Origin of the sequence: Crocinitomix catalasitica ATCC 23190 (assembly GCF_000621625.1) — a bacterium.
Classification (GTDB): domain Bacteria; phylum Bacteroidota; class Bacteroidia; order Flavobacteriales_D; family Crocinitomicaceae; genus Crocinitomix; species Crocinitomix catalasitica.
In genome coordinates this window covers 13,982-26,926 of the sequence record NZ_JHXV01000023.1, presented here as the reverse complement: position 1 = coordinate 26,926, position 12,945 = coordinate 13,982, and the positions used below count along the sequence as shown (strand labels likewise).

The window sequence follows — 12,945 nt, the reverse complement described above, 5'->3', positions numbered from 1 at the left end:
ACCTCACTTCCCATTCAACATCTAATCATTATTCCAAGAATAATTTGCTGACTTCAGCCGTATTTAATGCCCATTTCATATCGTATACTTCATCGGCAATTGTTGCATCATCAATTCTGTTTAATCCTTGAACATCAGCTTTTAATTGAAGTAAATCTCCAATCTTTAATTTTGCGTCCAATTTATTGATCAACGCATTCAACGCATTTCTATCAAGGCCTTGAACAATTTGTCCAGAAAAACTCATTTCTAACCAAATTACTTCACATTTTTCAATATCAAGTACTCCGAATACCATGCCTTTAGTAAGGTTTTGTTTTATTCTTACTTGATGTTGCACCGCAGTTGGATCGTACGCCACACCGGACGATGAAATTTTCATCGGTACCCGACTATTCATCCAACCAACTACAAGATTCGGAGATATATTACCGCTGGTAAAAGCATTACAAGTAAAACTTATAAATTTTGCACCAAGGTCATTCAATTTAACCAAGTCAAGATCAATATATTCGGCCGTACCAACTTTATCAGGGATAGATTGAATATCACCGCTATGTTTACAACCTGGAATAACAAGTTGTGAATAAGAACAAAATTCGTTTCTATTCTCATACGCAACATTACAGCTTAAATCCATGTCCAGGTGTTGCGCTGGCAAACCTTCACCCCATTGTAAGAACAATCGAATGGTATTCCCTTCAACTTTAAAACGCGTTCCCATTAATGCTTCTGGTAAGTCTTGTAATTGTTCGTTTCTATCACCAATTGCAATAGGAATTTTAAATAAACCTTCATCGATAAAAATGGTCGAATTGGTGTTCTTTACCTTTTGTAAATTGCGTTTAATAACCTCTAAACTCAAGCTTTGTACTAATAATTTCATGCTCTGGAGTTCCTCATCAGAATAAAATTGAATCAATTTATTGGCTGGAATCTTTTTGTTCACGCCACCTAGTGGTTTAACACTTCTCAATGCATTTTTATCAAAGTATGATTCAGCATACATGTTTAAAGTATAAATCAACCTTGCAGGAACTTTATCCATTACTTCTTTAAAGTTTTGAATGGTAATATCAGGCCCAAACCAAACCATTGTTGAGAATAACGATCTTGCAAATAATCCTGGCCGTTGTTTTAACAATGCTAAAGTTCCTTCTGCGTCTGATTTTAGCTTTAAATGATTGACTTTACCCTGCCATACTTCGTATTTTTTATTGTAAAAAGTATCCAATAAAGCTGCAAGGTTTTCAAAGCCTTTTCTTTTGCTGTACTCTGCTAAACGCAATGCTCTAATTACACGTACCCACATATTTCTTTTAGGGTGCATTTGCTCGCATTGATCAGTAATACTTAACTTTAAATTATTCAACCAAATCGCATATTGTTTACATTCCGATCGATTAAATTTTAATTTCAAATCAGCAATGGCTTGCAATTTTGCCAATCCAGCTTCGTTACCAAATCCACGTGAATATCTAGCATTTTGAGTCATTCGATTCACAATTGTTTTTGGTTCAATTAATTGTAAAAAACCAGTATGTTTATACCATAAATAGCGAAGTATATCATTCGGTGTTTTGAAAAATCGACCAGCCAATTCAGGTTTTCCACTTTCAACAAAGGCATCAATAACAACCATCATTGTTTCCTTCATTCTAATCTCGAGGTTCGCATCAATCGCAAAATGTTGCAATAAAACTTTAAGACTATCAACCTGTGTGGCATCCAATGCAACAGGGGAAGTTAAAAAACTATTCATCTCATCCTTTAACATTACTTCCGTCCATAAATCCAATACTTTAAGCTTGTTTGCACCCTCAGTATAATCCAATTTATCGAATTCAAATGGGGTTCCACAAAAAGGGCAACCATTGTAGCGATCAATAGGAAAGGTATGATTTGGAATGATGTGTCCACATGGCAATGTCGTTCCATTCTTAACTTGAAAGATATTCGAAAACCAAGTGATCACATGGTCAATAATTGATTCGCCTGTTGGAATATTCCATTGTTTAACCAATGGGGTCCAATTTTTATTGACGCCACTCACATCTTTGAGCAAATTAAAGACTTCTAATTTTTCTACCGTTGTGAGTGGATTTATTGCAGCCAATAAAGGCTCAGAAAATGTATATCCTAATTTGGCGCAATTGGCCAATAAAACACTAGTCGTTTCATTTATTTTTTTCGAAACACCATTTAAATTACCATTTTGTGGAATAAAAAGAGCGTTTTTTCGAATTGTTACTTTTAATAAATCATTTTTCATTGTACTATTTTTTAATTTAATTAATCAGGTAATTTTGTTTCTATTTCATTACCTTAAATGGTGGGTAGAACCCGGGAGTAAGAAACAATTGACCTTGAATTTTTTAGGTAATCAACAATCTAAATCAACCATTCGACCATCGTCTGTTGACGGTGGCCAGGATTCGAACCTGGAAACAGAAGTAAGATTATTTTGACCTAATTTTTATTGAGGTAATTAACTAACTTTTCCTTTAGGGGCGGATTCGAACCGCATTTGCCAATTTGAAGTAAGCTAGTTTTGACCTTAATATCTATAAGTAATTGGTAATTGTAAATGTGTTTTTTTAGAGAAAATTTGAAGTAACACTTACTTGACCAATTGGTATTGAAAAGAACGTTTTTGTCTTTCGACAGAACAAATATTTACACTAACTGCGCAACCTTTTTGCGTAGTGTTTTTTTATTTGTTTTTTTGTAGGAATAGTGCGATTCGAACGCACAGCTTCAGGTTCGTAGCCCAATATTTTATCCGTTAAACTATATTCCTAAATTGTGGAACAGACAGGATTCGAACCTGTATCTCCGGATTTTCAGTCCGGCGCATTGACCAACTTTGCTACTGTTCCTATTGGGTGTCTTCGGGAATCGAACCCTGTTCTCCTCATTCACAGTGAGGTATTCTACCGCATAAACTAAAGACACCATTTTAATAAGCTCACTTTAAACTTTTCAGTTCTAAACTACTTCCACAAGAAGCAATATGTGAGTTGCTTTTGTACGGAGAGAGAGACTCGAACTCTCAAAATTCTGTTTCTAAAACAGACGCGTATACCATTCCGCCATCACCGTATTTATTGTTGCCCTGACAGGAGTCGAACCTATAGTCCAAGAATCAAAGTCTTGTGTGTTGCCTTTACACTACAGGGCATTCAGTCTGAGAAGCAGGATTCGAACCTACAACCTCCCGCGTCCAAGGCGGGTAAACAACCATCGTTATCTTCCCAGTTTTATGGCACTGATTCCGAGTATTCGGAACGAATAACTCAAGAGACAGTTGAGTGCTCTGGTTAAAACCACAGTGCCATTGTGGAAGTGGCAGGATTCGAACCTGCACGCTCAAAAGAGACTTGATTTACAGTCAAGCGAGCCAACCAATTGCTCAACACTTCCATTTGGTTGAGTAGGCAGGATTGACTGTGTCGTTCCTGCCTAGCTCAACTCGAACCAACATCAAGTAAACTTGAGTTGGTTATTTCGTCGGGTAGGCAGGATTTGAACCTGCGTGCTCCTCATCCCAATTGAGGCGAGATAGACCTGACTCCTCTACTACCCGAAATATTGATAAATCTTAAATTATTGTGCACAAAAAAAGCATCCGTTGAGGCGGATGCTTGAAATAGATTGTTCTTTAAACAAAGTTCCTATAACATTAAAACATCCGCATTTAATTTAATGGGTAAGTGTACACGATAAAATCGAAATTCGGGCTTATGTGCCTGTGATATAAATTGTATATGTAATTCTAGTTGTTTCATTGTAGTCTAAATTTTGTCGGTTAAATTCGACGGTGCAAATATTATAATAAGTTTTTAATTAAACAAATAAAACATCAAGTTAAATAACTGGTAATCAACAAGTTATCCTTTAGTTTTAGCAGTTCTTTCCTGCCTCGCCTCAAGCAAGTAATTCACATTTTTTTCAATCGACTGTCTCCCAATTGGCTAATGCTCATTCTTCTTTTTTTATTTCAATTTTTTATCGGTTCATTTAAGCTAAAAATAAATCATAAAAAAAGCGTCCAAAAATTTTGGACGCTTTAATTAAATCGTAATAATTGTATGTTTTTTTACAAAAATCTAATCATAAAGTATCCTTTTCTCAGCATTTTGATAATGCGAGTTTATGCAACGGAATTGCGGTCGGGGGTCTAGTATAATATGATTTTTATTAAATTTCATTTTCTTATAGTTGTCATGACGATGTTTTTCTCGTCAGGTTGTTTTTAAATAATTTTCATTTTCCAATTAGTGATGGAAGCAAGGCCAAATTACCTCACTTCCCATCCCGCAACAAACAAATACTTATTTTTCACTCTTCACCGCTTCCGCCGCTTTCATTCTTTCAAGTTTTTTTCTTCGTTTCACTTTCCAAGGCGCATTTTTTTGCCAATCTCCTGCCATGATCGAACCAAATGGCATCACTTCATCAATCACTTTACCCAATCCAAATTCTTTCATTTGACTTCTAACGGTTGCTGCATTTTTATAAGCAGAAGGCAATTCTGTGATGTCAATCTCATTCGAATAGAATCTAACATCTAAACCTTTTGTCTCTTCGTCAAATACTTCTTGAACTGTTTGATCAACTTTTAATTTTTTATGTGCAGTTCTACTCATATTTCTGCCAGCACCATGTGGGGCAAACCCTAAATTGTTCGTCGTCGATTTTCCTTCAACAATTAAAACTGGTTCTGACATGTTTAAAGGAATTAATCTCGGACCCGTTATATCTGGTAAAAATTTTTCATCTAACGGTGTCGCTCCTTTGGCATGGTAGAATAAATCTCCGTCCTTGAACACGAAATTATGTTCATTCCAATATCTGTTTTCAATTGTCACATCTAATTTCTTCGCTGTTGCATCATGAATACATTCGTGATTTTTCTTCGTCCATGAACGAACAATTTGCAATGCATCCCAATAGTTTTGTCCATCCTCCGTATCGAACGGAATCCAGGCATTTTGTTTCAACGTTTTTTCCGAAAGATCCTTTCTATAGCGTTCGGCAACTTTCATACCTTCATCAAATAACCTCGCACCAACTCCTCTCGATCCATGGTGGGTAACCATCATCGTGTTCCCCGTCTTTTTGGAAGTGCCAATGAACAAGAAATGATTCCCATCTCCTTGCGTTCCCAATTGCTTTCTCGCAGTTTGAATCATTTGATTATCTCTTAAGAAATAATTATTCTCGAATTCTTCTAAAAGATCTGCAGGAAATCTAAATTGTTCATCTCTTTCCCTTCCTCCACCTCCGAAATGTGTAGAGGCATGTGCAGCGTCTAATACCATTTTTGGATCTGTTTTACCAAAATCAGACAACATCACCGAACAACAAATATCCGCGGAATGTAAACCTGGGTGAATGGCATTTTTAGCTACTGCAACACCACCAACTGGAATCGTTCCTGCAGGCCCTGTTGGACAAGCGTCTGGCATAATCGACCCTCCAACTAATGTTGGGGTTCTCATTAATACTTTCATGCTTGACACCACTGCATCTACATTTTTCTCTTCTAATTCATTCTCTGCTTTAATATTCACTTTAAACGGAACGGCAACCTCATGTAAATCTAACATCGGTGGCAACCTAAATTGCTCAAGATATGCAAGCATCGCATCATTGTCCAAATCGTTTGAATTGATATAGGAAATTGCATCTTTGAACCATTTTCTTGGTTGAAAACCTAAGTCAATTAAATGCTGACCAGTTATTTTTTCGTGTGTTTTCATCGTTATCGTTTTTAAATCTGATACAAATATTTATACCTTCTGCGCAATGATTTTGCGTAGTAAATAATAATTCGTATTTTTCTCACATGGCACAAAATAAAAATGCGTTAATACGGTACAAAACAATTGATAAATGTTTACAAAACCCATACAGGAATTGGACTTTAGATGATTTGATAAATGCATGTTCTGAAGCGCTGTACGAGTATGAAGGTCGTGATTTTAATGTAAGTAAACGCACAATACAATTGGATATTCAATTAATGCGCAGTGATAAATTAGGTTATAATGCGCCGATTGAGGTCTATGATAAGAAATATTATAGATATGCAGATGATGCTTATTCTATCACCAATATTCCACTTACTGAAAATGACATGGGGGTTTTGTCTGAGACTGTGGAGATGCTCAAACAATTCAAAGACTTTTCTTTGTTCTCAGAGTTGGGAGGTATCATTCAACGTCTAGAGGATACGGTATATAGTGAGAAGAGCAAACAGTCGTCAATCATTCATTTAGATAAAAATGAGAACCTAAAAGGACTAGAACATTTGGATGTTTTGTACCAGGCCATTTTAAAAAAGTTATGCTTAACAATCGGTTATCAATCCTTTAAAGCCATACAAGGAGCGGAAATAATATTCCACCCATTCATTCTAAAACAATTCAATAACCGTTGGTTTGTGGTTGGTAAAAGAGAAGGTGCAAATGCGATTATGACTTTGGCTTTAGATAGAATTGTTGAGATTAACTATAATTTAGATATTGATTATTTGGATGAGAACTTCAATGGGGATGAATATTATAAAGACACGATTGGGGTGACTGTTTTGAATGATAATAATTTAATGGATGTTGTTTTTAAAGTAGACGCCTCCAACGCACCTTATGTATCAACTAAACCATTTCATCATTCGCAAAAAATAGTAGAGCAAAGAGAAGACGGAAGCGTTGTTTTTCAAATTAAAGTTCATTTGAATTACGAATTAGAACGAATGATACTAGGTTTTGGCGATACCCTTGAGATTTTAGAGCCACGAAGATTTAAAAGACGAATTATTAGTAAGTTAAAATCTTCACTAAAGCAGTATGTTAGTGAGTGATATTTTAATCAAAACATTTTTTGAAGCTGAATGCATTGTTATTCTTTCAATTTATTTCTTAGGAAAGGATTCGTAAAACCTACAGATTTTAAAGGAGTTGGTTGTTTTTTACAATCAATATTCAATTCATCTTTTCACCAATTTTCAGGATTGCTTTTGATGTATGCAGTGATGTTGTTAAATGATATGATCGGGCATAATGACAAAATCGTGCAAACGGGTATGGAGGAAATGGTCGGGTATTTTCTTCCAATAATCATTTGCGACTGTTACTTTTTTATTCAATTCCATTTTACCATCTTTAATTTTTACAAAATGATGAATGCTCTCTGCCGTACATAACGTCAAAAAATAGAACCGTTCAGATCTATAATCATACCCCGCAACCGATTGGATGTCCAGTCGTGAATTTGTGGGTTGTATTTCCTATAATGCGAATAATTTAATAGCCTATTCAATCCAATAAAAAACCCCATCTCCGTATAATCAGAAATGGGGTTTTATTGCATTTTAAACTAGTTTAAAATCTTCTAAAAGCTCTCACATTGAAATTGGCAGCCTTATTTGTGTTCATGTCAGAAACACCATCAGGGGTGATTAATTTAGCACGTGCGTCTGTTGTAGGTGCATCAACCGATTCATTTGAAGTCCAATAGGGACTGAATTGAATTGCAGTTCCGCCATTTGCGATAGCTGTAGCATCAATCAATAATCTATTTGCACCCATTATTCCCATTTCTTCAGATGAAGGTAAATACCAGTCACTATACGAAATGTCATCTTCAGTTACAACTAATTCATTGCATAAAGCAGCAGCGTAATCATCACCATCATCGCCAATAGCTACTTGAGATGAAATGATAATAGAAGTATTCATTTCTCCTGCTAATGGTCCATTCCCGCCACATCTCGTTCTGCCATAAGTTCCAGCAAACCATCTCACTGTTTCAAAATCTTCTTTGGCGCATACAATTCCATGTTGTGCAGTTTCATCTACCCAAACAACTACACCTCCTTGAGCAAAATCACCTACTTCATAAGTTCTACCTATAGATTCTGTAATAAAACCCATTGCAGCGATGTCTGTTGAATCAGTATGATTGTTCCATAAAGCAGTATCCATTTCCGTTACTGTTATTCCACCAACAATACTATCTGCTACATTTGCGTGGAAAGCATAAGGTACACTCATTAATTGGCTTGTACCAGTAATCGTATAATCCATTCCTCCTTCTGGATCTGTTTCAGACTTAATATAGAATGGTCCGTCACCCCAGTTAATTTCACTAAAATCACCAGAAACAACTGTTCCGGTTCCTATTTCTAAACTAATTAATCCATTTATATTTGTTGTAGTAGCATGTGTTTCAGCGTAAACAGTAGTTCCGTCGATAGCACCTTGTAAAATACTAATTTGAACACCAACTGTTGCTGATTCTACTAATGCATCATCTGCATCACGAATCACAGATTGGTAACTCATTTTTTCTGGAGCTTGCGCAACAACGTTCAGCGCTAACATAAATACAGAGGCAATTGTAAATAATACTTTTTTCATGTTTAATAATTTAATTTCTTACTTGTTAGTTTTTTGATATTAATTTTTGACAATCTTGAATTGAGAGATCGTCATGCTTTCGTCCATCACTTTTAGAATATAAGTTGCCGGTTTAAACGTTTCCATTTCAATTGTCGTTGTAGTAGCTGTAACCGCTTCTTTCTGAAGTAATTTACCAGTCACATCAAACAATTGATAACTTAGCTTTGTTAAATCTTGATCTTCAATTGAAAGGGTGATGAAGTTAGTTGTTGGATTCGGATAAGTAGAGACCAAAGCAATATTCTCTACTGTCAAACCAACATCTGAAATGATGGTATAGGTTTGCTGCACTCCAAGTGTTGTACTTCCTGTGGCACTGGAATTGGAAGTATACACAACTTGGCCGACAGTATAGCTCAACGAGCCACCTGCGCCTGAAGCGTCACCTCCAGATGCCGGTACAGCATCTTGGGCATGTAAAATACCTGAACTCGCGAGCAGAAAAATCCCGCAGCTCATCAATAGTTTTTTTTTCATAGTTTTTTGTTTTTGAGATTTGTAATTAAAGGTTTAAAAACCTCATATTTAAACGAATAATTCGTTCAAAAAGTTGGCAGATATAATAAAAAAATAATAGATTTATTTTAGATCCCAGGTATGTTATGGGGTGTAGAGCTTTTTCTCATAACAACTTGTAAATTAAGAATTAACAAGGTCGATTCCGATATGTGAACAAATAAATAAACCTTCCTTTTTTTTAACAACTTGATAACAATTTAACCTTCCCAACATACCAAAATAACCCCTAATTTTATCGTCCTGAAGACAAAAGAATTGAAATATCACACTTTAGCCATGTTCAACATCGCTGTTTTGGCTTTGTTGTTATTATTGTCTCCGTGCAAAGTGCGGAATTCGGTACAGTCATTCTTAGATGTACCACAAACTGAAGTGTCGAATTATAGTGTCACAACATTGAGTCAATCCGGTTGCAGTGTTGCTGATGTGTCAATAGATGCAGTGACACAAGAAGTGAAAACATCGAAGCAAAAGGTGTTTCTCGCGGACGCGCTCGCCATTTTTGCACCTGCAAATATTGGAACGAATTATAAGGAGCTATCCTTACCTCTATCTACTCAAATAGAGGACCTCAAAACACAGGTTCCTTTTTATATCCTATTCCAACGTTTTAAATACCATCTGTAAATCTTTATTGGTTGAACCATTTTTCAACCCTAGAATCATTTTTTTACAGAAAATCACATTTAAAACTTTACAAATGAATAGCATAACAAAAAATAATGCCGGGCTTTTTGCCTTGGCCATCAGATTGGTCGTAGGTTGGACCTATTTCTCAGCCTTTTGGAGAAGAACAATATTAGCGGACAAACTTGACCCCGAAGTCGCCGGATACATCGGCGAAAAATTCAATCATTTTTTACCCCATGCATTGGGCATTAAACCCATCATTCAATACCTCGTGGAAAATCCAGAAGTTCTTTGGTGGAATATGGTGATTTTCACTATTGTCGAAGGCATTGTGGGCTTACTCATCATGTTCGGTTTCTTCACCCGATTAATGAGTATAGGCGTCTTTGGTTTAGCCATGGGCATTCTACTCGGTTCAGGTTGGATTGGAACCACTTGTTTGGACGAATGGCAAATAGGTGTGCTCGGAATCGCAGCAGGATTTGTTTTGTTCTTATCAGGAAGTGGAACCTATTCGTTAGACAATTACTTTATGCGGAAAGAGTATGGATTCACCCGTAAAAAGTGGTTCGCCTGGCTAGGTTCGGGCGAGTTACCCATTCGACAGAATTTATTGCCGAAAGTCGTATTAATCGGTTCTCTTTTTATTTTCGGAATGACGTTAATGACCAACCAAGTTTTCCACGGCGGTCTTTGGGGCGAATTGCACAATAAATCAGTCAAACCAAAAGTTGAAATTTCTGCGGCAGAATTTGCGAATAACGCACTAACCTTCGATGTCTTCCGTACTGAAGGCGTTGATGTTTACGGCGCATGGATTATTGATGTCAGTCTATTAGACGAAGACGAAAATGTGGTGATGCAATACAATCAATCCAAATTAGCCGACTTGCAGCCCCGTAATATTGACAATTATTATGTGGCAAAAGTCAAACCCGGTCAGCATAGTTTAATATTGCCTTTAGGCGCGAAAGCTAAATTGCTATTCGACGATGCAACAATAGCCAATTTACCAAAAGGCAACTACACCATCCGAATGACAGATATCAGTGGTGCCAATTGGACGCAGTCGGTAAGCAAATAAAAAGCGTACCATATAACCTCTCGGAATAGAAGTGTTTCGGGAGGTTTTTTTATGCACCTGCGTTCGCTAAAGCTCACTGTCCTGCTATGCGCTATAGTTGCAAGCAATCCCATTACAAATTCACATAAAACTACGTGTTTGCTATCGCGCCACACTTGTTTTTCGGTATTTGTAAAATGGTCTCATTTTGCAAGCTGCCGCTGCTATCAGGGGTGGAATAATCAATTATTGCTTTGGTTTTAAACTTCATTATTTTCAATAACCTCATGCCCCCAATCTGCAATAGCACGTACAACAGGAATTAAAGTTTTTCCAAAATTTGTTAAAGAATATTCAACTTTCAATGGAGGTTTAGAAGTATAAACTTTTCGTTTAATCACACCATCTTCCTCCAAGTTTTTAAGTTGTAAACTCAAGGTTCGTTCAGTAACAGTAGGCATTTCTTTTCTTAGTTCACTGTATCTTAATGTTTTATCCGTAAGATGGAAAAGGATAACCGTTTTCCATTTGCCTCCAATAACACCCATCGTTAAACTCGCACAACAAGGATATTCCTTACCTTTAAAGGTTAACATTTTAGTTTCTTTTTCTTTCATAATTTATACTATCCTTTTTGACCGTTATTGCAAAGATAGTTTACTATACTTAATTTTGCAACTATAAAAAGTATAGTAAATAAATTAATAGAGATATGAATCTTAAAGAAACATTAAACTGGCGTTACACCGCAAAAGAATTTGACACAACAAAAAAAATATCCGACACAGATATTGAGCAAGTGAAAGCTCTGCTCAGAATGAGTCCTTCAAGTACCAATATTCAACCATGGCATTTTATAATCGCCGAAACTAAAGAAGGCAAAGAAAGGATAGCAAAAGGAACGCAAGGATTTTTCCATTTTAACGAACCTAAGGTGTTAAACGCTTCGCACGTAGTATTATTTTGTTCAAGAATAACTGCAGATGAAGATTATATGCAACATGTCCTAGAAGTTGAAGACAAAGACGGAAGATTTCCGAATGAAGATATAAAAAAGGGTATGTACAGTGGAAGAAATATTTTCGCAGATATACACAAATATGATTTAAAAGACTTGCAGCATTGGATGGAAAAACAAGTCTACTTAAATATAGGTGGATTCTTATTAGGGGTTGCGAGTTTAGGGATTGATGCTACACCTATGGAGGGTATAGATGTAAAGGCTTTAGATGAAGAATTTGGTTTGAGAGCAAAAGGGTTTACGGCAGTAGCAGCAGTTTCAATTGGTTATAGAGCTGAATCAGATTTTAATTCGACTGACAAGACGCCTAAATCAAGATTGCCTGAAAGCGAAGTTTTCACGAATATATAGTAGTTTAGTATCCATAAATCTAAGCAAATGAAATCTATAATATTAATCGGAATAGGCTTAGGCTTATTGGTTGGTTGCAATCAACCGCAAAAAGAAGTGAGGAATGAACCGGTTGTATCGGCAACTATTTCGAATCCAACCAATATAGTAAAACTAAGTTCAGAAATTGAGTATGAAAAACTTAACCCAGCAAGGGGAGACCAAAGTCCACAAGCCGGCACAATTTGGGGAGATAGAAATGGAACAGAGGCTACAGGTTTTTTAGCCAAATTTGTTGACGGTTTCTCTTCTCCTCCGCATATACATAATATCACGTATCGTGCAGTTGTGATTAAAGGATTAATTCATAATGACGACCCTAATGCGGAAAAAATGTGGATGCCTTCAGGTTCTTTCTGGACACAACCACAGGGCGAAGCACATATTACAGCAGTAAAAGGAGAAGAAAATATAGCGCTGGTTGAAATAGATAACGGACCCTATTTGGTGCATTCTACAGAACAAGCTATTGATAATGGGGAGCGTCCAATTAATATTGATGTCGCAAATGTAGTTTGGTTGAACAGTAATCGATCGAACTGGGTAAGTGATGAAAGTAAAGCTGAGCTTAGTTTTTTGTGGGAGAGTGATCAAGGTAAAGGATTGTTTTTAAAATTACCGGCTGGCTTCAAAGGAACAATAAACAGCGAAGGAACCGTTTTTCACGCCGTTGTTATTCAAGGTGAATTAACTTATACTTTGCCGCAAGGAGAGGAGCAGAAAATGTTAGATCCAGGAAGTTATTTTGGAGCAACTTCAAATTCCGTTCATTCAATACAAAATCATACTGAATTGGAAACGTTGGTTTATATCAGAACTAATGCAGATTTTCAGGTGAATTAAACACAATAGGT

The 12,945-nt window shown here is 36.3% G+C and carries 10 protein-coding genes and 8 tRNA genes; 5 read left to right on the top strand and 13 right to left on the bottom strand.

The annotated features are described in order from the left end of the window. Nucleotides 1-28 precede the first annotated feature (28 nt). From T367_RS0113335 to T367_RS0113295, 10 genes are all read right to left on the bottom strand, one after another. On the bottom strand, nucleotides 29-2,272 hold the full coding sequence (locus T367_RS0113335; RefSeq protein WP_027420295.1) for a hypothetical protein: 2,244 nt from the start codon (nucleotides 2,270-2,272) through the stop codon (nucleotides 29-31). A 456-nt stretch (nucleotides 2,273-2,728) separates the two neighbouring features. After that, nucleotides 2,729-2,800: transfer RNA gene (locus T367_RS0113330), tRNA-Arg, on the bottom strand. Nucleotides 2,801-2,806: 6 nt separating this feature from the next. After that, a tRNA-Phe gene (locus tag T367_RS0113325) sits at nucleotides 2,807-2,879 on the bottom strand. 5 nt (nucleotides 2,880-2,884) lie between these two features. Further along, nucleotides 2,885-2,955, bottom strand: a tRNA-His gene (locus T367_RS0113320). 74 nt (nucleotides 2,956-3,029) lie between these two features. Beyond that, nucleotides 3,030-3,102, bottom strand: a tRNA-Leu gene (locus T367_RS0113315). 8 nt (nucleotides 3,103-3,110) lie between these two features. Further along, nucleotides 3,111-3,181 (bottom strand) — tRNA-Gln (locus T367_RS0113310). 5 nt (nucleotides 3,182-3,186) lie between these two features. Then, nucleotides 3,187-3,258: transfer RNA gene (locus T367_RS24940), tRNA-Pro, on the bottom strand. Between the two features lie 82 nt (nucleotides 3,259-3,340). Continuing rightward, nucleotides 3,341-3,423, bottom strand: a tRNA-Tyr gene (locus T367_RS0113305). 87 nt (nucleotides 3,424-3,510) lie between these two features. Then, nucleotides 3,511-3,586: transfer RNA gene (locus T367_RS0113300), tRNA-Pro, on the bottom strand. Between the two features lie 748 nt (nucleotides 3,587-4,334). Then, nucleotides 4,335-5,765: an RtcB family protein gene (locus tag T367_RS0113295; protein WP_027420294.1), complete on the bottom strand. Its 1,431-nt coding sequence runs from the start codon at nucleotides 5,763-5,765 to the stop codon at nucleotides 4,335-4,337. An 86-nt stretch (nucleotides 5,766-5,851) separates the two neighbouring features. Between T367_RS0113295 and T367_RS0113290 the strand changes: the two genes are divergently transcribed. Further along, nucleotides 5,852-6,868 (top strand): helix-turn-helix transcriptional regulator, encoded by a 1,017-nt coding sequence (locus T367_RS0113290; RefSeq protein WP_027420293.1) that lies wholly within the window; start codon nucleotides 5,852-5,854, stop codon nucleotides 6,866-6,868. A gap of 520 nt (nucleotides 6,869-7,388) precedes the next feature. On the opposite strand, the gene T367_RS24040 is transcribed toward T367_RS0113290, so the two are convergent. Continuing rightward, the gene (locus T367_RS24040) at nucleotides 7,389-8,426 is read right to left on the bottom strand and encodes a hypothetical protein (RefSeq protein ID WP_157454234.1); all 1,038 of its coding nucleotides are present in this window, start codon (nucleotides 8,424-8,426) and stop codon (nucleotides 7,389-7,391) included. A 39-nt stretch (nucleotides 8,427-8,465) separates the two neighbouring features. After that, nucleotides 8,466-8,945, bottom strand: a complete 480-nt coding sequence (locus T367_RS0113275) for a T9SS type A sorting domain-containing protein (protein WP_027420290.1) — start codon at nucleotides 8,943-8,945, stop codon at nucleotides 8,466-8,468. 297 nt (nucleotides 8,946-9,242) lie between these two features. Between T367_RS0113275 and T367_RS0113270 the strand changes: the two genes are divergently transcribed. Continuing rightward, nucleotides 9,243-9,614 (top strand): hypothetical protein, encoded by a 372-nt coding sequence (locus tag T367_RS0113270; protein ID WP_157454233.1) that lies wholly within the window; start codon nucleotides 9,243-9,245, stop codon nucleotides 9,612-9,614. Between the two features lie 73 nt (nucleotides 9,615-9,687). Further along, nucleotides 9,688-10,701, top strand: a complete 1,014-nt coding sequence (locus T367_RS0113265; RefSeq protein ID WP_027420288.1) for a TQO small subunit DoxD — start codon at nucleotides 9,688-9,690, stop codon at nucleotides 10,699-10,701. 239 nt (nucleotides 10,702-10,940) lie between these two features. Here the strand turns inward: T367_RS0113265 and T367_RS0113260 are convergent, their stop codons facing one another. Further along, nucleotides 10,941-11,276 carry a winged helix-turn-helix transcriptional regulator gene (locus T367_RS0113260; RefSeq protein WP_027420287.1) on the bottom strand — a complete coding sequence of 112 codons (336 nt, stop codon included), beginning with the start codon at nucleotides 11,274-11,276 and terminating at the stop codon, nucleotides 10,941-10,943. A gap of 116 nt (nucleotides 11,277-11,392) precedes the next feature. On the opposite strand from T367_RS0113260, the gene T367_RS0113255 reads away from it, so the two are divergent. Then, nucleotides 11,393-12,052 carry an oxygen-insensitive NAD(P)H-dependent nitroreductase NfsB gene (locus T367_RS0113255; protein ID WP_027420286.1) on the top strand — a complete coding sequence of 220 codons (660 nt, stop codon included), beginning with the start codon at nucleotides 11,393-11,395 and terminating at the stop codon, nucleotides 12,050-12,052. Between the two features lie 27 nt (nucleotides 12,053-12,079). Continuing rightward, the gene (locus T367_RS0113250; RefSeq protein ID WP_027420285.1) at nucleotides 12,080-12,934 is read left to right on the top strand and encodes a DUF4437 domain-containing protein; all 855 of its coding nucleotides are present in this window, start codon (nucleotides 12,080-12,082) and stop codon (nucleotides 12,932-12,934) included. Nucleotides 12,935-12,945 lie beyond the last annotated feature (11 nt).

Coding starts and splice junctions, on each gene's coding strand:
- T367_RS0113335 (WP_027420295.1), bottom strand. CDS start 2,272: ATGAAAAATGATTTATTAAAAGTAACAATTCGAAAAAACGCTCTTTTT.
- T367_RS0113295 (WP_027420294.1), bottom strand. CDS start 5,765: ATGAAAACACACGAAAAAATAACTGGTCAGCATTTAATTGACTTAGGT.
- T367_RS0113290 (WP_027420293.1), top strand. CDS start 5,852: ATGGCACAAAATAAAAATGCGTTAATACGGTACAAAACAATTGATAAA.
- T367_RS24040 (WP_157454234.1), bottom strand. CDS start 8,426: ATGAAAAAAGTATTATTTACAATTGCCTCTGTATTTATGTTAGCGCTG.
- T367_RS0113275 (WP_027420290.1), bottom strand. CDS start 8,945: ATGAAAAAAAAACTATTGATGAGCTGCGGGATTTTTCTGCTCGCGAGT.
- T367_RS0113265 (WP_027420288.1), top strand. CDS start 9,688: ATGAATAGCATAACAAAAAATAATGCCGGGCTTTTTGCCTTGGCCATC.
- T367_RS0113260 (WP_027420287.1), bottom strand. CDS start 11,276: ATGTTAACCTTTAAAGGTAAGGAATATCCTTGTTGTGCGAGTTTAACG.
- T367_RS0113255 (WP_027420286.1), top strand. CDS start 11,393: ATGAATCTTAAAGAAACATTAAACTGGCGTTACACCGCAAAAGAATTT.
- T367_RS0113250 (WP_027420285.1), top strand. CDS start 12,080: ATGAAATCTATAATATTAATCGGAATAGGCTTAGGCTTATTGGTTGGT.